19 protein-coding genes are annotated in these 20,393 nt (G+C 70.5%); 12 read left to right on the forward strand and 7 right to left on the reverse strand.

What is annotated here, in order from left to right; all coding sequences use genetic code 11:
• Positions 1-17 precede the first annotated feature (17 nt).
• The 5 genes from DMB42_RS08910 (at position 18) to DMB42_RS08930 (ending at position 6,447) form a co-directional block, all read left to right on the forward strand.
• The gene (locus tag DMB42_RS08910; protein ID WP_260477572.1) at positions 18-1,538 is read left to right on the forward strand and encodes a hypothetical protein; all 1,521 of its coding nucleotides are present in this window, start codon (positions 18-20) and stop codon (positions 1,536-1,538) included.
• 143 nt (positions 1,539-1,681) lie between these two features.
• A complete protein-coding gene (locus tag DMB42_RS08915; RefSeq protein WP_125632420.1) occupies positions 1,682-3,301 on the forward strand; it encodes an LCP family protein in 1,620 nt (539 codons plus the stop codon).
• A gap of 172 nt (positions 3,302-3,473) precedes the next feature.
• Positions 3,474-4,673, forward strand: coding sequence for an acyltransferase family protein (locus tag DMB42_RS08920; RefSeq protein ID WP_125632422.1), 1,200 nt, complete (start codon positions 3,474-3,476; stop codon positions 4,671-4,673).
• Positions 4,674-4,729: 56 nt separating this feature from the next.
• The gene (locus DMB42_RS08925; protein WP_125632424.1) at positions 4,730-5,692 is read left to right on the forward strand and encodes a glycosyltransferase; all 963 of its coding nucleotides are present in this window, start codon (positions 4,730-4,732) and stop codon (positions 5,690-5,692) included.
• 38 nt (positions 5,693-5,730) lie between these two features.
• Positions 5,731-6,447: an acetoacetate decarboxylase family protein gene (locus DMB42_RS08930; protein WP_125632426.1), complete on the forward strand. Its 717-nt coding sequence runs from the start codon at positions 5,731-5,733 to the stop codon at positions 6,445-6,447.
• Here DMB42_RS08930 and DMB42_RS08935 read toward each other — a convergent pair.
• From DMB42_RS08935 to DMB42_RS08960, 6 genes are all read right to left on the reverse strand, one after another.
• A complete protein-coding gene (locus DMB42_RS08935) occupies positions 6,444-7,328 on the reverse strand; it encodes a glycosyltransferase family 2 protein (protein WP_125632427.1) in 885 nt (294 codons plus the stop codon). The genes DMB42_RS08930 and DMB42_RS08935 overlap by 4 nt on opposite strands.
• 186 nt (positions 7,329-7,514) lie before the next feature.
• Positions 7,515-8,282, reverse strand: coding sequence for a CDP-alcohol phosphatidyltransferase family protein (locus tag DMB42_RS08940; protein ID WP_125632429.1), 768 nt, complete (start codon positions 8,280-8,282; stop codon positions 7,515-7,517).
• The gene (locus DMB42_RS08945) at positions 8,260-9,300 is read right to left on the reverse strand and encodes an iron-containing alcohol dehydrogenase family protein (RefSeq protein WP_185844558.1); all 1,041 of its coding nucleotides are present in this window, start codon (positions 9,298-9,300) and stop codon (positions 8,260-8,262) included. Before DMB42_RS08945 ends, DMB42_RS08940 begins: the two co-directional genes overlap by 23 nt.
• Before the next feature lie 29 nt (positions 9,301-9,329).
• Positions 9,330-10,064 (reverse strand): sugar phosphate nucleotidyltransferase, encoded by a 735-nt coding sequence (locus DMB42_RS08950; RefSeq protein WP_125632433.1) that lies wholly within the window; start codon positions 10,062-10,064, stop codon positions 9,330-9,332.
• A gap of 77 nt (positions 10,065-10,141) precedes the next feature.
• Positions 10,142-10,765: a DUF5941 domain-containing protein gene (locus DMB42_RS08955; RefSeq protein WP_125632435.1), complete on the reverse strand. Its 624-nt coding sequence runs from the start codon at positions 10,763-10,765 to the stop codon at positions 10,142-10,144.
• A 73-nt stretch (positions 10,766-10,838) separates the two neighbouring features.
• Positions 10,839-12,254, reverse strand: coding sequence for a CDP-alcohol phosphatidyltransferase family protein (locus DMB42_RS08960; protein WP_125632437.1), 1,416 nt, complete (start codon positions 12,252-12,254; stop codon positions 10,839-10,841).
• 92 nt (positions 12,255-12,346) lie between these two features.
• Between DMB42_RS08960 and DMB42_RS08965 the strand changes: the two genes are divergently transcribed.
• On the forward strand, positions 12,347-13,084 hold the full coding sequence (locus tag DMB42_RS08965) for a 2-C-methyl-D-erythritol 4-phosphate cytidylyltransferase (RefSeq protein WP_185844533.1): 738 nt from the start codon (positions 12,347-12,349) through the stop codon (positions 13,082-13,084).
• Positions 13,085-13,153: 69 nt separating this feature from the next.
• Complete coding sequence (locus tag DMB42_RS08970) at positions 13,154-14,887, forward strand: CDP-glycerol glycerophosphotransferase family protein (RefSeq protein WP_125632439.1); 1,734 nt, start codon at positions 13,154-13,156, stop codon at positions 14,885-14,887.
• On the opposite strand, the gene DMB42_RS08975 is transcribed toward DMB42_RS08970, so the two are convergent.
• A complete protein-coding gene (locus DMB42_RS08975) occupies positions 14,888-15,904 on the reverse strand; it encodes a glycosyltransferase family 2 protein (RefSeq protein ID WP_125632758.1) in 1,017 nt (338 codons plus the stop codon).
• An 81-nt stretch (positions 15,905-15,985) separates the two neighbouring features.
• Here DMB42_RS08975 and DMB42_RS08980 point away from each other — a divergent pair, with 81 nt between their 5' ends.
• The 5 genes from DMB42_RS08980 to DMB42_RS09000 all read left to right on the forward strand — a co-directional run bounded on the left by DMB42_RS08980 (position 15,986) and on the right by DMB42_RS09000 (position 20,382).
• Positions 15,986-17,428 (forward strand): LCP family protein, encoded by a 1,443-nt coding sequence (locus DMB42_RS08980; protein WP_125632441.1) that lies wholly within the window; start codon positions 15,986-15,988, stop codon positions 17,426-17,428.
• A gap of 34 nt (positions 17,429-17,462) precedes the next feature.
• Positions 17,463-17,810, forward strand: a complete 348-nt coding sequence (locus DMB42_RS08985; protein ID WP_125632443.1) for an STAS domain-containing protein — start codon at positions 17,463-17,465, stop codon at positions 17,808-17,810.
• Positions 17,811-17,923: 113 nt separating this feature from the next.
• Positions 17,924-18,754 (forward strand): GNAT family N-acetyltransferase, encoded by an 831-nt coding sequence (locus DMB42_RS08990; RefSeq protein WP_125632445.1) that lies wholly within the window; start codon positions 17,924-17,926, stop codon positions 18,752-18,754.
• Positions 18,751-19,590 (forward strand): LLM class flavin-dependent oxidoreductase, encoded by an 840-nt coding sequence (locus DMB42_RS08995; protein WP_260477573.1) that lies wholly within the window; start codon positions 18,751-18,753, stop codon positions 19,588-19,590. The genes DMB42_RS08990 and DMB42_RS08995 overlap by 4 nt, the downstream gene beginning before the upstream one ends.
• A gap of 78 nt (positions 19,591-19,668) precedes the next feature.
• The gene (locus DMB42_RS09000) at positions 19,669-20,382 is read left to right on the forward strand and encodes a DUF4097 family beta strand repeat-containing protein (protein ID WP_125632447.1); all 714 of its coding nucleotides are present in this window, start codon (positions 19,669-19,671) and stop codon (positions 20,380-20,382) included.
• The last annotated feature ends 11 nt before the right edge of the window (positions 20,383-20,393 follow it).

The raw sequence follows: 20,393 nt of genomic DNA on the forward strand, positions 1-20,393 counted from the left end.
CGGGTAGCGTACGCGAGGTGCAGGAGGAGCGGGATGACGCGCGGGTGAAGCCGGAGCCTCGTGCGGGGACCCCGGCCCGCGGCGGCACGCCCCTGGCCAGGTTGTTGCGTACGCCGTCGCGCGCGAGGAAGGCCGCCTGGTGGCGACGGCACGGCTGGTTCGCGGGCGTCCTCGCGGCCGGCGTGGTCCTGCGCTCGCTCGCCATGCTCGGCTACCGCCCGGCCCTGTGGTTCCCCGACTCCTACACCTACGTCGTCACCGTCTTCCGGCCGCGCCCCGACCTGGTGCGCCCGGCGGGCTACTCGATGTTCATGAAGCTCCTGGAGCCCTTCCACGGCTTCTGGGCGGTCATCGCCGCGCAACACCTGCTCGGCCTGGCCACCGGCGTCATCGTCTACGCGACCGCGCGCCGGGCCCCCCGGTGGGCGGCCACGCTCGCGGCCGTGCCCGTGCTGCTCGACGCGTACCAGGTCGAGCTGGAGCACCTGCTGGTCTCCGACACGTTGTTCCTGTTCCTGGTGGTCGCGGCCGTGGCCCTGAGCCGTACGGAACGGCCCGCCACCGTCGCCGCCATCGGCCTCCTGCTGGCCGCCGCCACCCTCACCAGGACCGTGGGCCAGCCGCTCATCGTCGTCCTGGCCGCCTGGTACGTGCTGCGCAGGCGTGTGGGCCTGGCCGGGGTGCTGCTCGCCGCCGCGCTGGTCCCGGTGATCGCCTACGGCGGCTGGTTCTACGCCACCTACCACCGCGTCGGCCTGGTCGGCGCGAACGGCGCCTTCCTCTACGCCCGCACGATGTCCTTCGCCGACTGCGCCCGGATGAACCCTCCGGCCGACCTGCGGGTGTTGTGCGATCCCCGTCCGCCGGAGTCGCGCCCGCCCTCGCAGGAGTACATCTGGTCCAAGGACTCGCCGCTGGTGAAGCTGCCGGGGATCACGTTCTCGAAGGCGAACGACGACCTGGCCTCCAGGTTCGCGACCCTGGCCGTCACCAGCCAGCCGCTCGACTACGCGGCCTCCGTGCTGCGCGAGCTGGGCCGTACGTTCACGTGGGGCCGCCCGGTCTATCCCGACCCCGAGGTCTACGCCTACTACCAGTTCCCGGCGACGCCTCCTGGACCGCCTGGGCGCTATCCCGCGCAGGTCGGCGCCGAGTATGCCAAGCTCTATGAGCAGGGTGCGATCGGTACGGAGATCGTCGAGCCCTACGCCGGATGGCTGCGGGGCTACCAGAGCGTGGTGCGCCTGCCCGGCCCGGTGCTGCTGGCGCTCCTGCTCACGCCGCCCGTCGCGGCCCTCGTGCGCCGGGTGCGCGGCCCGCGCCAGGCGGGTCCGCCGGCCTGGCTGGTGCCCTGGTCGGCAGCCGTCGTGCTGCTCGTCGTACCACCTGCCGTGGCCGAGTTCGACTACCGGTACGTGCTCCCGGCCGTGCCTCTGGCCTGCCTCGCGGGGGCCCTGATCGTCCGGCCTGACCTGCGGAAACGGTCAGAGAACGGGAAAGACTTTGGCAATGATATTCCACGAAATGTCCGGCTCTGAGTATGCTGTGCCGCGGAAACATCACGCCCGGGTCACGGTCGTTTCCGGCGGTCATGGCACCGGGCACGCCGTACGTGACCTAATCTCGTGGCGCGGAGCGACCAAGCCGGCGCGTTGGCGCAAGGAACGAGGCTAGGGGGCGTATGAGTGACTACAGGAGCGCGTCCACGCAGGACGCCAGGGTCACCCCCAGCGCTCCGGGCAGCCGGATGGCACGCAGGGCCGCGGGCTCCCCGCCGCCCCCTCCCGACGACCAGCGCCAGCGCGGCCACCGCGGCGGCGGCGACAACGGTCAGGGCAAGATGCGGGTGCTGGCCTGGGTCAGCATCGCGGCCACCACGGTCATGGTCGCGGGAGCGCTGACCGGTTACACGGTCTATCGCGACGCCTTCGGCAACATCACCCAGAAGAGCGTCAAAGAGGACATCATCAACCCGCGTCCACGCGACACGGGCGCGCTCAACGTCCTGCTCGTCGGCTCCGACACCCGCGCCGGCAAGGGCAACGCCCGGTACGGCCAGCAGATCGCCAGGACGGCCGACGCGGGCGGCAAACGCACCGACACGATCATCCTCATGCACATCTCCCCCAACCGGGACAAGGCGCGCCTGATCAGCTTCCCGCGCGACTCGATGGTGCAGATCCCCAGGTGCAAGAACGAGACCACCAAGGCCGAGATGGCCCCCCGCCGGGACATGATCAACTCGGCGTACAACTCCGGCGGCATCGCGTGCACGATCTCCACGATCGAGACGCTCACCCAGATCCGCATCAACCACTTCGTCGAGGTCGACTTCAGCGGCTTCAAGAACATCGTCGACGCCCTCGGCGGCATCGAGATCTGCCTCAAGTCCGGCGTCAACGACAAGGCATCCCATCTCGTCCTGCCTCCGGGCAAGAGCCTGCTCAACGGCGAGAAGGCGCTCGGATACGTACGGCTGCGCCACTACGGCGACGGCAGCGACATCCAGCGCATCAAGCGCCAGCAGATCTTCCTGAGCAAGGTCATCGCCAAGGCCACGAGCAGCGAGCTGCTCACCGACCTCGGCAAGCTGACCGGCTTCATCAAGGCCGCGGCCGGCTCGGTCACGATGGACCCCGAGCTGGCCAACGACACCCAGCAGCTCATCGACATCGCCACCAGCGCCAAGGAGCTGACCGCCGGCGGCGTGCAGCTCACCACGATCCCGTGGCTGCCCGACCCGCAGGACCCCAACCGGGTGGTCTGGAAGCAGCCCGACGCCTCCGCGCTGTGGGCCTCGGTCATCAGCGACACCGAGGTCGCCACCCCGGCCCCGAGCGCCAGCGCGAGCACCAAACCCAAGGTCACGCCCAAGCCCGAGCAGGTGAAGGTCCAGGTGCTCAACGGCACCACCACGCCGGGCAAGGCCCGCGAGGTGGCCGACGAGCTGGCCAAGCAGGGCTTCAACGTCGTCGGCGTGGGCAACTACCAGGCCGCCGGCGGCGCGAGCCTGCCGACCAGCGAGATCCGCTACGCCAAGGGGGCCACCACCGGCGCCGACTACGCGGCCGTGTTGTCCGGCGCGGTGGTGCCCAAGCCGGCTCCCGAGGCGGGCAAGGTCACCACGACCAACCTGCAGCCCTACACGTCCACGGTGACCGCCGGGGCCGGCGTCAAGGGCGCTCCGCTGATCCAGCTCGTGGTGGGCTCGGACTTCAAGTCGGTCAAGGTGACCAAGCTTCCTGACAGCGTGAACAACAGCACGATCACCGCCTCCGACCAGAAGAACGTGTGCACCTGAGGCTCCAAGTTCCCTGTGGAACCGGGCATCCCGTGAGACACGGGACGCTAGATCGGGATAATGTTTGCGGGTCGGCGACTCAGCGCGACATGGCTGCTGTTGAAGCGTTTGTAAGAGCGGCCTGTCAGAGTTGCGTCGTGCACCCCGGCCCCTAGCGAAGCTGAGCTCCCCAGTGTCTGAGACCAAGTTCTCCTCACCCGTCACGACCCCGCGGAGCCCTGACGGCCCCGTGGAGGAAGGCGGGCCGGCCAACACTGGAGCTCGCTGGCCGCTGCCTCAGGAGTCCGCCTGGGGCAACCAGACCGATCCTCACGGCATCGCCAGGCCCGACGACCCGCAGGAGCGGGAGGAGCCCGCCGAGGAGCCCGAGCCGCCCAAGCGCAAGCGCGATCCCTATCTCGACAACGTCAAGTTCGTCCTGATCGCGCTCGTGCCGCTCGGCCACTCGCTGGTGCCGACGCTCGCGGCCCATTCCTCCAGAGCGCTCTACATCTACATCTACATGTTCCACATGCCGCTGTTCGTGCTGATCAGTGGCTACCTGTCCAGGAACTTCTGGAACTCCAACGCGAAGACGAACAAGCTCGTCGACACGTTCGTCGTGCCGTACGTGATCGTCGAGGTCGGCTACGCGGCCGTCCGCGCCGGGCTGGGCCAGAAGTGGAGCCTGACGATCATCGATCCGGCCTGGCTCAACTGGTATCTGCTGGCGCTGCTGTTCTGGCGGTTGTCCACACCAGTGTGGAAGCGCATGAAGCACCCGGTGCCGGTCGCCATCGCGATCTACATGTTCGCCGGGTTCTCGCAGATCGCGGGCGACTTCAGCATGGACCGCTTCTTCGGCCTGCTGCCGTTCTTCGTGATCGGCCTGGTCATGCAGCCCGAGCACTTCGAGATGCTCAACAAGTTGTGGATCAAGATCGTCTCGGGGGTCACGCTGCTGTGCGCGGGGGCCGTGGCCATCGTCATCGCGCCCAAGGCCCCGCTCGACCCGTTCTACTTCAAGCACAGCTTCCAGGACATGGACCTGTCCTGGTGGATGGGCCTGCTGCTGAAGGTCGGGCTGCTGGTCTGCGCCCTCGCGATGAGCTTCGCCGTGCTGGCCCTGGTGCCGCGCGGCGAGACCTGGTACTCCGACCTCGGCACCCGCACGCTCTACTGCTACCTGCTCCACGGCATCCCCGTGCTGATCGCCAAGGACCAGGGCTGGCTGGCGCTGCCGTGGCTGCACGGGCCCCTGGGCGTGCTCGCCATCGCGGCCAGCTCGTTCGCGCTGGCGATCGTGTTGTGCCTGCCGGAGACCCGTACGGTCTTCAAATGGGTGCTCGAACCCCGCCTGACCTGGCTCTATCGCCGCCCATCTGGAAGTTAAGCGGCACTTTCACCTGCGTTAACGCCTTTGACCTGGTAGGCGCGGAGCATCGACACATGCGCGCATGTGTCGCCACCACCGTCCACCATCCCGAGGACGCCCGGATCATGCACAGGCAGATCCGGGCGCTGCTCGACGCGGGCCACGAGGTGACCTACGTCGCGCCGTTCACCTATTACAACGTGACCCCGGCCGCCGGGCTCACCGCCGTCGACGTCTCCCGCGACGCGCCGTACGGCAAGGCCCGCGCGGCGCTCAGGCGCGGCGTACGGGACGCCGACCTGCTGATCGTGCATGATCACCAATTGCTGCGCGCGCTGCCCCACCGGCGCCCTCCGGTCGTCTGGGACGTACGCGAGGACGTCTCCCCCAGGCGGCGGGCCCGCGCGGAAAGACGGCACCACGTGATCACCTCCGCGGTGGTGCCCGAGGCGACCCTGGTGTCCCCCAGCCCGCCTCCTCCCGGAGACACCAGGGTCGTGCACATCGGCCGCCTGGCGACCGACCGCGGCGCGGCCGAGCTGATCGCGCTGGCCGAGCGCCTGGTCCCGCACGGCATCAGGATGGACCTCATCGGCGCCGCCGACCGCGACGTACGCCCGCTGCTGCGCGACGCCCAGCGCGTCGGCCTGCTCGACTGGTTCGGGTACGTGCCCAACCGGCACGCCCTGCGCATGGCCGAGGGCGCGCTGGCCGGATTGTCCCTGGCCGGTGACGCCGTGACCGAGCCGCCGACGAAGATCCTCGACTACATGGGCCGCGGCCTGCCGGTGATCGCGACCCCGCAGGCCGCCCCGCTGGTCAAGGCCATCGGCTGCGGCCTGATCGTCCCCCGGGACGTGGACGCGCTGCTGGAGGCCGTACTGGACCTGAAGGAGGACCCCGCGCGGCGGGCCGACCTGGGGGCGCTCGGGCACGCGGAGGCCCGGCTCCGCCACCACTGGCCCGACCAGGCCGGGCGCTTCGTCACGCTGGCCGAGTCGTGGGCCGGGCTGACCGAACACGCGCTGGCGGTGTAGGAATGGCCAGCGGGCTCGCGGGTTGATGTACTGGACCCATGGCATCGCATCTGATCCAGGGCCGGACGGTGGGCATGCCTGTGCGAGTGGAGGACGCGGAGGTCTGCAGCGCCTTCTACGCGGTGCGGGCCGACGCGGCGCGGGCGGTGATCGCCTACTCGGGCCTCGACGTGGCCGAGGTCTTCCCCGGCAAGGCCGTGTGCGTCCTGCTGTTCGTCGACTACCGCGAGGGTGACCTCGACACCTACCACGAGTTCGGGATGGCCTTCCTGATCCGGCGGCCGGGCGCGAGGGGCACGGTCGGGCTCCGCGACCTGCGCGAGGCCGGCATGTTCGTCCACTGGCTGCCCGTCGACCAGCGGTTCACGCTGGAGGCCGGGCGGCGGATCTGGGGCTTCCCCAAGGAGCTGGCCGACATCGAGCTGCGGCTCGGGTCGCCGTACAAGCGGTGTGTGCTGCGCAAGGACGGCCGGCTCGTGCTCGACGTACTGATCAGGCCGGGGTTGCCGGCGCCGGCGGCCATGGCCCCGCTCGACGCCTACACCCACCTGGAGGGCGTCACCCGGCGCGTCCCCTGGTCCGTACGCGCCGGCGGCACCCGGATCCGGCCGGGCGGCGCGCTGATCCGCCTGGGCAACCACCCGATCGCCAAGGAGCTGAGCGAGCTGGGGCTGCCCAAGCGGGCGCTGTTCACCTCGACCGTCTCCCGAGCCTCGATGACCTTCGGCGAGGCGGAAGAGGTCCGGACGGTCTAGACGATCGGCGGGCGGCCCAGCTTGACCATGTGCCAGGCGGTACGCCAGGCCATGGCACGGCGTTCGCCCGCCGGTGTGCGCAGCCCCTCGAAGAAGCCGGAGAACCACGCCTTGATCGCGACCCCCGAACGGCGCTCGCGGATCAGCGTGAGCACCACCCAGTTGGTCAGGTAGAGGAACGCCAGCGGCCACGGCAGATTGCGACGGGCCAGCCAGACGCGGTTACGGGCGTTGAGCCGGTAGAACTGCGCGTGGCGGGTCGGCGGGACCTGCGGGTGGTACATGACGGTCTCGGCGTCGTACTCGATGCGGTAGCCCTCGCCCAGCAGGCGCCAGGCCAGGTCGGTCTCCTCGTGCGCGTAGAAGAACTTCTCCGGCAGCCCGCCGACCTGGAGGAAGGCCGAACGGCGCACGGCCGAGGCACCCCCGAGGAACGTGGTGACCGGCGAGGAGCGCTGCGGGTCGCCGGCACGCAGCCGGGGCACGTGACGCCGCTGGCCGACGCCGCCCTCCGGGTCCATCACCCGGAAGGAGATCACCGCGAGGTCGGGCTCGGTGGCGAAGCGGTCGCGCACATGGGCGACGACCTTCTGGTTGGCGTACCAGCCGTCGTCGTCGAGGAACAGCACGACATCGCCTGAGCACTCCTCGACGCCGCGATTACGGCCGGCGGGAATGCCGGTGTTGTGGTCGAGCCGGATCGTCTTCACGACCGCGGCCGAGCCCTCGGGTGGCGTCGCCGGCACCTGGGGCACGTCGGCGCCGTTGCCCACGATCACCACTTCGACGTCTCCGTCGATCTGGTTGAGCGCGGACTCGACGGCCCGGTTCAGCTCCGCGACCCGGTTGCCCATGGTGAGAATGACGCACGAAATCTTCAACGGGTCATCGTCCTGACGCGTTGAGGACACGAGCGGAACATACTTTCATGATCACCGAGTCTGCTGGTCTGCAACTTGTTGACAATGGTGGAGCTAAGCGTATCGGAACCGATGGTGAACCCCCACCGAACGGCGGACGTCCGATCAATACGACGGACGGGAAGCTCCTCCGGTTCCGACATGAGATCACCCAAGCCGCCTCGAGGCCATAATGCTGATCAGATGGAGCACGGTCTGCAGCCCGGCGGCGATCGCGCAGGCCACGATGAGCACACGGGAGGCCCCGAGCGCTCCGGTCGCCAGATCGATCACCGCGGCCACCACCGCGAGCAGGGACAGCTCGATCGGCTGCACGATCCGGTGGAACTTCGTCGCCGCCAGCACCCGCCTGCCGAACCCGAGCAGCCCCGAACGGAACTGCACCGCCGACGCCTCGGAGGAGGAGCCCAGCCCGCCCTTGGCCCGAGCGACCTCCACGAGGTCGGTCTCGGCCTTGATGAGGATCGCGCCGAGCGCGGCGGCGAAGCCGAGCACGGTGTACCAGTCGGGCAGGACGGCCGAGGCCCGCCAGCCGAGCCCGGCCAGCACGGCCGCCTCGGTGAAGTAGGCCCCGACGCGGTCGAGGTAGACCCCCGCCAGCGACGTCTTGCCCGTCCAGCGGGCCAGCTCGCCGTCGGAGCAGTCGAGCAGCAGGTAGACCTGGACGAGCAGGGCGGCGAGCACGGCGGCCCACAACCCCGGCAGGGCCAGCACGAAGCCCGCCGCGACCCCGGCGACCGTCATCACCCAGGTGAGCTGGTTGGGCGTGACCGACGTCTTGCTCATCAGCCACGTGACGTAGATGGACAGCCGGCGCATGTAGAGCACGCCCGCCCAGTGTTCGCCATTCCTGCGTTCCAGGTGGCCCTCGGGCTGGGCGACCCGCCGCAGCTCAGCTACCGAAGGCCCGGACATAGTCCTCCACCCGATCGCGGATCTCGGAGTCCTGCATGCGCAGGTGTTCCAGGATCGTGTAACGGCCGGGACGGGTCGACGGCGCCAGGGCGACGACCTCGGCGAACTGCTCGCCGGTCAGCCCGATGTCGGCGGGCACGACGGGCAGCTCGTGCCGGCGCAGACAGTCGACGACCTGGGCCACCCTGGCGGCGTCCTCCCGGAGGAAGAAGCAGAAGGCGGCCCCGATGCCGGCGAGCTCGCCGTGGTTGGAGGTGCCGGGGAAGAGCTGATCCACGGCATGAAGGATCTCATGATCTCCACCGCTCGCGGGCCGGGACGACCCGGCCACCACCATCGACATCCCGGACAGGATGAGCGACTCGGCGAGAACGGTCAGGAAGGCGTCGGACTCGATGCCGTCGCTCCGGCCGACCAGCGCCTCGGCGGCAGTGCGGGACATCGAGCAGGCCAGGCCGTCGATGGGCTCGCCGCGCTCGACGCTGCCGAGCTGCCAGTCCTCGATCGCCGACAGGTTGCTGACGACGTCGCCGATCCCGGCCCTGACCAGCGACTTGGGCGCGTTGTGCACGAAGTCGAGGTCGACCAGGATGGCCAGCGGCATCGGCACGCCGAACGTGCCCTTGCCCCCCTCGTAGACGAGGGAGGCTGTGGGCGAGCAGATGCCGTCGTGGGAGAGGTTGGTGGCCACGGCCACCATCGGGATGCCCGCGAGCGAGGCGGCGTACTTCGTCGCGTCGATCGTCTTGCCGCCGCCGACTCCCACGACGACCTCGTAGGCACCCTTGCGCAGGTCTGCGCCGAGCGAGACGGCGGCCTCGACCGACCCGTCGCTCACCCTGAACACCTCGGCCTCGCCCAGCGTGGGGGCGATCAGGCTCTCGATGTGATCGCCCTGGCCGGGCCCGACGGCCACGGCCACCCGGCCGGACGTCGCCACGCGGCTGTCGGCCAGCAGGGCGCCGAGCTCCGCCACGGCGCCGCGCCTGACCTCCATGGTCAGGGGCGCCGGCAACATCCTCGCTAGAAGCGGCATGCGCGCTCCCTCTAGTAGCGAACGGCTATGGTACGAGCCTTGGCCAGGTCGTCGTGATTGTCCACCTCGACCCAGTCGACCTCGCCGATGGGCGCGACGTGGATGCCCTCGCCGCGCTCGACCATCTCCTGGTAACCGTCCTCGTAGTAGAGCTGGGGGTCGCGCTCGAAGGTCGCCTTGAGCGCGTCGGCCAGCCGCTCGGCCGCGCCGGGCCTGATCAGCGTGGCGCCGATGTACTCGCCGTAGGCCTCGGACGGGTCCATCAGCTTGGTGATGCGGCGCAGCGAGCCCTCCTGCGAGAGGGTCACCTTCATCTCCTCGTCGGCCAGCTTCTTGACGTCGTCGACCGCGAGCAGGATGTCGCTGGTCTCGGGAGCGGCCAGCAACGTCTTCTCGACCGAGACGGGGTGGACGGTGTCGCCGTTGACCAGCAGCACGCCCTGGGCGAAGTAGTCGCGGGCGCACCAAAGGGAGTAGGCGTTGTTCCACTCCTCGGCCTTGTCGTTGTGCACGAGGGTGAGCTTGACGCCGTGTCGCCTCTCCAGCTCCTCCTTGCGCTCGTGCACGGCCTGCGCCGCGTAACCGACGACGACCACGACCTCCCGCAGGTCCACCTCGGCGAGGTTGCGCAGCGAGATGTCCATGATCGTGGTTTCGCCGTCTACCGGCACGAGCGCCTTGGGCAGCGTGTCGGTGTACGGCCGCAGGCGTCGTCCGGCCCCGGCGGCCAGAACCATTCCCAGCAACGTGCACTCCTCGGTCGAGCATGACTACGTGTGCCCAAAGGTTAGTTGCCTTTGGCCCCTTCGCGGGTAATCCGGCGTTAGTCTTGCGTTCCCATCTCGGTCGCCTCGATGCCCGATCGGGGCGCGGCCAGCCAGCATGTGATGCTCTCCCAGCCGAACAACGCCCACAGGTAGAGCATCAGCAGCACGTACCCGGCGGTCATCCAGCCAGCGATCGCGGCCAGCGAGACCGCCATCATCCGGCCGTCCCAGCCGAGGCCGAGCGTCGAGAGCCAGGGCGGCGGGTAGACGCGCTGGCGCAGCCGGTAGACCAGGTCGTAGTGGTGGAAGGCGAGCGCGCCGAGCAGCAGGAAGGTCAGCACCGGCGGCAGGCCGTGGGCGAACCCGCAGGCGGCGACGAAGCTGTACTCGATGAGTCGCAGGATCGGCGGCACGAGCCAGTCGAAGCGGCCGTCGTGCGGGTGGGTGCTGCCCGGTCCGGCCAGCAGCAGCGCCACGCCCGGCGCGAACACCGCGAGCCCGTCGGAGCCGGCCACGCCGATCAGCAGCAGCACGCCGGTGACGAATGTGCCGGCGATCACCGGCGGCAGCGGCGGGAGCTGCCCGGCCACGAGCAGGCCCATGGCGCGCGAGAGCGGCCCGTCGTCGCGGTAGGCGACCACGGTGCTGTTCGGTACGGGGGTCATGTGGACGGAGATCACGCTGCCGGCCTCCCGATCGGCGCAACGACGGCCCGGCGGGCGGCCCTCATGAAGGCCCGCGGGTCGGCCCGCCTCACCGCGCCGACCTGGCGACGCGGCCGGCGAGCTGGTAGAGGGCGGCTATCCCGCCCCAGACCAGCAAGGACAGGAACGTCACCCTGGCGTTCCACACGGCGGCGGTGACGGCGACCAGCGCGGTCCGCTCGCCGATGGGCAGCACGATGATCTTCTTGAACCAGCGGGCGACCGAGTCCCGTTCCATACGCTGGGCGAACCCGAGCACCCCGTGGGCGTGCCGGGCGTCGGCCGACTCCAGCAGGGAGCGGGCGGGCCTGGCCCACAGCGCGCCCACGCGGCCCGCGTCGGCGACGGCCCCGGCGTAGGAGTAGTCGAGGGCGTGCCGGACGACCTGCGCGATCATCGCCGCGGCGGCCAGGTACCAGATCTCGGTGCCGCCGTAGCCGAAGGCGAGCCCGGCGTAGACCAGGTACTCCTTCAGCCGGTCGGCCATGCCGTCGGCCCAGGCCCCGAGCGGTGAGAACGCGCGGGTGTAGCGGGCGAGCTGGCCGTCGAGGCAGTCGAGCGCGAACGACAACACGAACAGCACGCCCCCGGCCACGCGGGCGGGTTGGGTGCCGGCCGAGAACCAGACGGCCGCCAGCGCGGCCAGCCCGATCGAGACGCCGGTGACGGTGTTGGGGGTGAGCTTGAGCCGGACGGCCGGTCTGATCAGGTGGCGCGACCAGGTCGAGACGAAGAACGTGGCGAAGAAGCCGTCGTCCTCCTTGACCGCGGTGTCGAGCCTGACCCTGGCCTCGTCGATCTCGGCGAGCCTGGTCAGGGCGCTGTCGGCGGCGTTCTGGCCGGTCACGCGGTCGGCGTGCAGCGGGCCGAGCGAGGCGGCGCGCACCCGTACGCCCGATCTGACCAGGCCCACCAGCAGCAGGTCGATCGTCTCGACGGCGGTGACCGGGCCGAGCTTGCCCGTGTCGGCCAGCTCGGCCAGCTCCTCGGCGATGTCGGCCAGGGACGCCAGGTCGGCCTCGCCGGCCTGGAGCACCCCCCTGAACGTGGCGTTGGCCTCGGGGACGGTGTGGAACGAGCTGCCGGCGGCGACGACCCGGCCGGCCTCCACCCGTACGGGCGGGCGCATCGGACCGGCGGCGGCGTCGTGGGAGACGAGCGCGCCGGTGTCGCGCGCGGGATGTTCGAGCAGGAGCGCGAGCGCCTCGGTGTGGGCGACGAGGTCGGCGGGGAGCACCACGATCGTGCCGGCGGAGACCCGGGCGATCTTGGCCACGCCCCGCAGGTCGGCGCCGAGCCCGCCCCCGGCGGTCACCACCTGGACGTCGCGGACGGGGAGCACGGTGAGCTGGTCGCTCAGCCGGTCGAGCAGCGTGCCGTCGGCGCAGGAGAGACGGCAGGCCGGGGTCGTGGCGAGCAGCACCACCGAGGTGGTCGTGCCCTCGCGGGTCAGTGAGTCGGGCAAAGCGCAGGTCTCCTCCCGGTAGGGAGTGCGTGGACACAGCGTAGCGACAGGGCGACGCGATATCACGGAACAGGACCGTTACGCTGCCGGACATGGAAGCAGCGCTGCGGTCGGTCGGAGTGCTCCTCGCGGGAGGCGTGGGGCAGCGGGTCGGACATGAGATACCCAAACAGCTCATCGAAGTAGCCGGGCGGACGATTCTGGAGCACTCGATCGCGGTGTTCGAGCGGGCGCCGGAGATCGACGAGATCGTCGTGCTGATGACACCGGGTTTCACCGACCGGGTGAAGGACATCGTGGCGGGCGGCGGCTACCGGAAGGTCAGCCAGATCGTCGAGGGCGGCCGGAGCCGTACGGAGAGCACGTGGCGGGCGTTGCGCGCGCTCGGCACGCAGGAGTGCGACGTGCTGCTGCACGACGCCGTACGGCCCCTTCTGGAGCCGCGGATCATCACCGAGTGCGTGGCGGCGTTGCGTACCCACAGGGCCGTCAACGTGGCGATCCCGAGCTCGGACACGGTCCTGGTGGCCGTGCCCGGCCCGGACGGCGGCGAGGTGATCGGCGAGGTCCTCGACCGGTCGCGGCTGCGCCGCAGCCAGACGCCGCAGTGCTTCAGGCTCTCGGTGATCCGCGAGGCGTACGAGCGGGCCCTCGCCGATCCCGGCTTCGCCGACCGCCCGGCCACCGACGACTGCGGCGTGGTGCTGCGGTACCTGCCCGAGGTGCCGATCCACCTGGTTCCCGGCAGCGAGCGCAACATCAAGGTCACCCATCCGGACGATCTGCGGATCGCCGAGCAGCTGTTCGCGATCAGGGGGTCCATCTCCTGACGTGTCCGGGCATGTCGTAGACGATCGCGTGGAAGGCCCTTGACCTGCGGGTTGTTACCGTGCGGTCGCATGAGAAGACTGCTGGCGATCGGCGCGCTGCTCGGCTGCTACCCCCTTCTGCTGGCGTCGGCGCTCTGGCCGGCGCCGCTGCTGTTCGGGCTGGTCGCCGTGGTCTCATACGGCGTGGAGTTCGCCGCCGGACGCACGGCGGACGGCGTGACCGACCTGCTCAGCCGGATGCACCTCGGGGTCACGCTGCGTTTCGCGGCCCGGGAGACGGCCGCGCTGCTGCTGGTGGCGCGGGTGTCGGGGGCCGACTCGCCGTGGTTCGTGGCGCTGGCCGCCGGGCTGTTCGCCCTGCACGGCGCGCGGGCGGCGCACTCGGGCCTGGCCATCCGCCTGCGGCAGACGCTCAGCAGCATGCCGGTGACCACGCGCAACATCGACGTGTCGGCGCTGCGCATCCCCAAGATGCCGCCGCCGTTCCTGGGCGGCCATCGCGGCGTGCGCTTCCTCGGCCTGGACGCCCTGCCGGTGCTCGGCGCGACATTCGGCGCGGCGGCGGGCGCGGCCGGCGCGGGCGTGGCGCTGCTGCTGGCCTCTGCGGGCGTGCTGGCGCTCCTGCCGTACGTGCGGCGCACCCGGCCGCTCGGTGACCGGGCGCGGGTGCTGGAGGTCGTGGGCGAGCAGGTCAGGGCCTACGACCCGGAGGTCATCCTGTACTTCTCCGGCGCGACGGCCGCCGCCTACCAGGCCAGGATGTGGCTGCCCACCCTCGAACGCATCGGCAGGCGTGCCATCGTCGTGCTGCGCGAGCGCGGCATGGCCCGGCATCTGGAGACGACCACGCTGCCGATGGTGTGCATCCCGTCCTCGGCCGACCTGATGAGCTTCCGCGCCCTGTCCGGCGCCAAGCTCTGCCTGTACGTCTCCAACGTCGGCCGCAACGTCCACATGCTGCGCATCCCCACGCTGCGCAGCGTGTTCCTCAACCACGGCGACAGCGACAAGGAGGCTTCGTTCAACCCGTTCTCGCGGGTCTACGACGAGGTGTGGGTGGCTGGTCCGGCCGGTCGCGACCGCTACCGCCGCGCCCGCGTCGGCGTACGGGACGAGAACATCCACGAGGTGGGCCGTCCGCAGCTCGAAGGCATCTCGACGGAGGGGCCGAAGCTGCCGTACCGGACGGTCCTGTACGCCCCCACCTGGGAGGGCTGGAACGACGACCTGTTCCACACGTCGCTGATCACCATGGGCCCCCGCATCGTACGCGCCCTGCTGGAGCACGACCCGCCGCTGCGGATCATCTACAAGCCGCACCCGCTGACCGGCCACCGCGACAAGAGCGCCACCCGGGCGCACCGCAGGATCGTGGCCATGATCGAGGCGGCCGAGCTGGCGAAGTCGAAGGCCAGGCATCCGTCGAGCTCCGGCGACGCGCCCGAGATCCGGCATCTGATCGTCACCGGCCAGCGCCCGCACCTGTACGACTGCTTCAACGAGTGCGACCTGCTGATCAGCGACATCTCCAGCGTCGTGGCCGACTTCCTGGCCAGCGAGAAGCCGTACGCGGTGACGAACGTCGCGGGGCTGCCCGAGCGCGGCTTCCACGAGCGCTACCCGAGCACCGAGGCGGGGGTGCTCATCGGCGAGGACCTCGCGGCCCTCGCCGGCTTCCTGGACGGTGAGGACACTCTGGCCCGAGCCAGGATCAAGCTCAGGAGCTACCTGCTCGGGCCGGAGTACCCGGACGCGCTGACCCGCTTCGACGCGGCCGTCGAGCGGGTCTTCTCGGGCTCGTGATCAGCCTGGCGGCCTGGCCAGCCTTCGCGGGCTGGTGAGGAAGCCCCAGCCCCACGAGATGTGCATGGCGGCGTAGACGACGGGCAGCCGCAGCTTGGCCGCGCCCGGCAGGCCGCTGCCGGTCAGCGCCGAGCCGGCCACGATGGCCAGCGCGTAGCCGCCGGGGACGACGAGCGTGAACGGGAAGAACGGCGACAGGACCAGCCCCAGCACCATGGCCAGCACCGCGGCGGGCGGGGCCAGGTAGCGCAGGTTGATGGTGCCCTCGTGGGTGCGCGCGACCACGCGCCGCCAGCGGCCGTAATGGAAGTACTGCTTGGCCAGCGCCTTGACGTTGGGCCGTGGACGGTAGGAGACCCGCATGCGCGGCTGGAACCAGACCAGCCCGCCGGTCTGGCGGATGCGGTGGTTCATCTCCCAGTCCTGGGCACGCTGGAAGTGCTCGTCGTAGCCGCCGACCCGGTCGAGCGCCGAGCGGCGGAACACGCCGAGGTAGACGGTGTCGGCCGGGCCCGCGGTGCCGCCCACGTGGAAGGCGGCGGCGCCGACGCCGATCTTGGAGGTCATGGCGCAGGCCACGGCCTGCTCGAACGGCGTGACGCCCTCGGCCGCCATGACGCCGCCCACGTTGTCGGCGCCGGTCTCGGCCAGCGTCTCGACGGCGACGCGCAGGTAGTCGGAGGGCAGCATGGCGTGCCCGTCGACCCTGGCGATGATGCCGTTGCGCGAGGCGCCGATGGCGGCGTTGAGCGCGTTGGGCGTGCGACCGGTCGGGTTGGGCACCACGGTCACCCGGCGGTCGGCCGCCGCGATGGCGTCGGCGACCTCCTGGGTGCGGTCTTGGGACGGACCCACGGCGAGGACGACCTCGATCTCACCGGGGTAGCTCTGGGCGAGGACCTGGTCGACGGCCTCGCGAAGGTGCCGCTCCTCGTTGAGGACCGGCATGACGACGGAGATGGGGGGCCAGGCGCGCGTCTCCGCGGGCGCGTGCGGCGAGTCGGGGAACTGCTTCATGGCGGGGCTCACGCTACTGTACGACCAGGGGAGGAGGGCAATCGAAGGCCCCGCGTCCCCGGCGGATACGAGGAGGAGGGCATGCGCGAACCGGGCGACCAGGGCGTCGGCGTGCTGGTGGGCGGCGACGCCTACGGCGGCGTCAGGCTTCCCCCCACCCCCCGTCCCCGCAGGCCCGTCAGGAGTGCCAAGGCCCGCCGCCGCAACGTGATCGTCGCCGGCCTGCTGTCCACGGGCATCCTGGTCACCACCGGCGTGGTGTGGGCGACCCCGCGCCAGATCGGCACGGTCGACGCGGGCGTGACCGCGCCCAAGTCCCAGGGCGCCGAGAACATCCTGCTCGTCGGCGTCGACAAGCGCGACGACCTCACCAGGCAGCAGCAGAACCAGCTCAAGCTGGGCCGCGAGTCCGGCCAGCGCACCGACACGATGATGGTCATCCATCTGTCGGAGGACCACCAGCGCGTCACCGTGGTGAGCCTGCCGCGCGACACCTGGACGACGATCCCCGGCAAGGGCGACCACAAGATCAACTCGGCGTACCAGTTCGGCGGGCCGAAGCTCACCATGCAGGCCGTGAAGGCCGCGACCGGGCTGGAGATCAACCGCTACATCGAGGTGAACATCCTCGGGTTCATCGACGTGGTCGACTCGCTCGGCGGGGTCACCGTCTGCACGCCCATCCCGATCAACGACCCGAAGACGGGCCTCAACCTGCCCGCGGGCACCCACCAGCTCCAGGGCGCCCAGGCGCGCGGCTACGCCCGCACCCGCGCCACCGCCCGTTCCGACCTCGACCGCATCGACCGGCAGCAGCAGGTCATCTCCGCGCTGCTCAACCGCGCGCTCAGCGCCGACACGCTGGCCAACCCGGCCAAGCTCGCCGCGTTCGTCAACTCCACGCTGAGCACGGTCAAGGTCGATCCCGACGACGGGCTGATCGGGCTGGCCACCCAGCTCCGCGACGTCTCGCTGGAGGACGTACGGTTCGCCGACGTGCCGCTCGCGAACGTCGACTTCAAGGCCCCGACCGGCGAGTCGGCGGTGTTGTGGGACCGGCCGGCGGCCCGTGACATGTTCCGCCGCATCGACGCCGACGAGGATCTCGCCAAGCCCGAGCCGACCCGGACGGCAACGCCCAAGCCGGTCAAGACCGTGGTCCCGCCGGAGAGCGTCACCGTCAAGGTGATGAACGGCACGCTCATCACGGGGTTGGGCGCGCGTACTAAGTCGGCTCTGGTGGCCTCGGGCTTCAAGGTGCCCGGCGAGCCGGGCAACACGGCCAAGAAGGACAACAAGAAGACCCTCGTGCGCTACGCCGCCGGGCAGGAGGCGGCCGCCCGGCTGGTGGCGTCCGTCATCCCGGGCGCGGAGCTGCGGGAGGCCGACGTCAAGGACGTCGAGGTGATCGCCGGAAGCGACCAGCCGAAAATCAAGAAACTCAAGCAGCCCGGCACTCCGTCAGACAAACCCACAGCTACGCCGACGACTAAGACTGCAATGGAGAACATCTGTAAGAAATAGGCATAAGCACGTAAAGTTCGGGCAGGTCATCCCTATGGTGGTCAGATATTGGCGGGAGGACCCCTGTACGGTGCTCCACGTCGCGGGTGACCTTGACGTCGCGGGCGCGCCCCGCCTGCGTGCGGAGATCGACCAGGCGATGGCGGCGGCGGATCCGCTCAATCTGGTGATCGACCTGACCGAGGTGCCTTTCTGCGATTCCGTGGGGCTCGGCGTTCTGGTGGCGACGCTCAATCACGTCCGGGACATGAAAGGGCGCATGATCCTCGTTCTCGGGCCCGGCATGATCCGCCACCTTCTGACGATCACCAATCTCGATCGGCATTTCGAGACCAGCGGCTCGCTCGGCGAGGCCAGGGCCGCCCTCGATCCGGCAGCCTGACGCCGGCCTCTTTTGCGGGAACATGGGCGTGTTGTCATCCGGGGCACACCTTCCCGCGTCCTCTGCCTCATAGAGTCTCGGGAGAGCCCCCTTCAGTTCCGGAGGCTTCCACGTTGTTCGATGAGTTCCCCGAGCCCGCCCGCGTCCACCAGGCCGCGGCCTTCGACGAGGGCAGGACGCGGCCGGAGTGGTGCTTCGTGGAAGGGCAGGCCCGCCTGGCGTTCTGGGCCCCCTTCGCCGGCGCGGACCCGGTGATCGTCTGGCAGTTCGACCCCGGCCCTGCCCCCGCTGCGGGCGCCGCGCTGCTGCGCCGCAGCCTGCGCGAGACGGGGCTGGACAAGATGATGCACGACATCTCACTCAAACCCGGCCTGACCCCTCTCGTCGACCGCGCGGTGGAGCACGAGGCGCTGACCGCCGCCGGGTTCGTCATGGAGGTCGAACGGCTGATGCTCGAATGGGCGGCCGGCACCGACGTCCCGCAGGAGCCGGGCAGGCTGACGTACCGGCCGGCGCGGCAGATGGACCCGGCCGAGGTGCTCGACCTCCTCATGCGCATCTCCGTGGGCTCCCTCGACCATGACACGCAGGTCGAGGTGGCCACCGCGGCCGCCGTGACGGAGGCCCGCTGGATGTACGACGACCTGGTCAACCGCAGGGCCAAGCCCGACTGGTTCGTCGTCGGCCACCTCGGCGAGTCCCCCGTCGGCCTGGTGGCGCCCGACGACCACTCCATCGCCTACATCGGCGTCGTGCCCGAGCAGCGCGGCCGGGGCTACGTCCACGACCTGCTCGCGCACGGCACACGTACGCTGGCCGAGGCCGGGCTCCAGCGCATCGCCGCCGGGACCGACGTGGGCAACACACCCACCGCGAACGCCTTCCTGCGTGCCGGGTACTCCGAGGTCGGCCGGCTGTTCCGCTATTACTGGAGGGCTTCGTGAGACTCGGCGTGATGTTCGACCGGGACCTGCCTCCCGAGGAGCTGATCCCGTTCGCCAGGGCGCTCGACGAGACCGCCGTCGACGACCTGTGGGTGGTGGAGGACCTGGGCTGGACCGGCGGCGTCTCCGCGGCGGCGACCGCGCTGGCCGTCACCTCCCGCCTCCGCGTCGGCATCGGCATCACCCCCGCGCCCCTGCGCAACCCGATGCTGCTGGCGATGGAGCTGGGCAACCTGGCCCGTGTGCATCCCGGCCGGCTGGCCGCGGGCATCGGCCACGGCGTGCAGGAGTGGATGCGACAGGCCGGCGCCGCCGTGCCGTCGCCGCTCGCCCTGCTGGAGGAGACGATCACTGCCGTACGCGCCCTGCTGCGCGGTGAGACGGTCACCCTGCGCGGCAGGGCCGTGCAGCTCGACGGCGTGTCGCTGGTGCATCCGCCGGCCGAGCCGCCGCCCGTCCTGGCGGGCGTGAAGGGGCCGCGTTCGCTGGCGTTGTCGGGCCGGGTCGCGCAGGGCACGATCCTGCCGGAGGGCGTCGGCCCGGAGCAGCTTCCCGGGATCGCCGCCCGGATCGCCGGGGACGAGGACCACGAGCTGGCCGTCTTCGCCTTCCTCCACATCGGCGACGAGGCCGACCGGCTCGCCCACCCCACGGTCCAGGGCCAGGCGGCCTTCCTGGGGGTGCCGCCCCGCGACGTCGTCATGGCGGCCGGCACTCCCGCCGAGGCGGCGGCCCAGGTCAGAGCCATGTGGGCGGCGGGGGCCCGTACGGTGGTCCTGCGCCCGCTGGACCGCGATCCTCTGCCGCACGTGACCGCTCTGCTGTCGGCGTTGTAGTCCTTTCAGCCGAATGGCGGAGGCCCATCGGTCGAACGGCCGATGGGCCTCCGCCGTCGCGCCGCCACGATCGTTTCCATGAGGCTATTCGTGATACTCGCGGCATTCTTGGCGATCGCCGGCTGCAGCGTGCGCTTCGACACGGAAGAGGTGCCCGCCGTCCAGACGTTCCCGTTCACCGGGAACCAACTGAAGATCACGTCCTCGCTGGGCGGGCTGCGGGTGCTCCCCGGCACCAGCCCGGCCGTCGAGGTGGAACGCTGGACGCGGGGCAAGGCCTCGGCCAGTCCCAGTTGGTCGTTGCGCGACGGCGTGCTGCGGCTCAGCGCCGAATGCACCCTCGTCTTCGGCGACTGCGGCGCCCGCTACCACATCAAGGTGCCGTCCGGGGTGCGACTGGTGATCGACTCGCCCGACGGCGTCATCCTGGACGGCCTCACCCAGGACGTGGACGTCTCCAGCGGCGACCGCATCCAGGTCAAGAACGCCTCGGGCAAGTTGCGCCTGCTGAGCGACTCCGGCGGGATCGAGGGCGACGGGCTGAAGTCGCCCAGCGTGCGGGGACGCACCCTGGACGGCTCCATCTCCCTGGCCTTCGCCGCGCCGCCCACGACCCTCGACCTCAAGTCCCGCGAGGGCGGCGTGACGGCCCGCGTCCCGAAGGAGTCCTACCAGGTCACGGTCAAGAGCGCGGACGGCAGCTCGCACTCCGACATCGAGAGCACGAAGAGCAGCAACAGGACGATCCTGGTCCGCAGCACGTACGGGAACGTGCGCGTCCTGGCCAAGTAGCCCTCTTCGGG

Source organism: Nonomuraea sp. WAC 01424, assembly GCF_003947315.1.
Classification (GTDB): Bacteria; Actinomycetota; Actinomycetes; order Streptosporangiales; family Streptosporangiaceae; genus Nonomuraea; species Nonomuraea spiralis.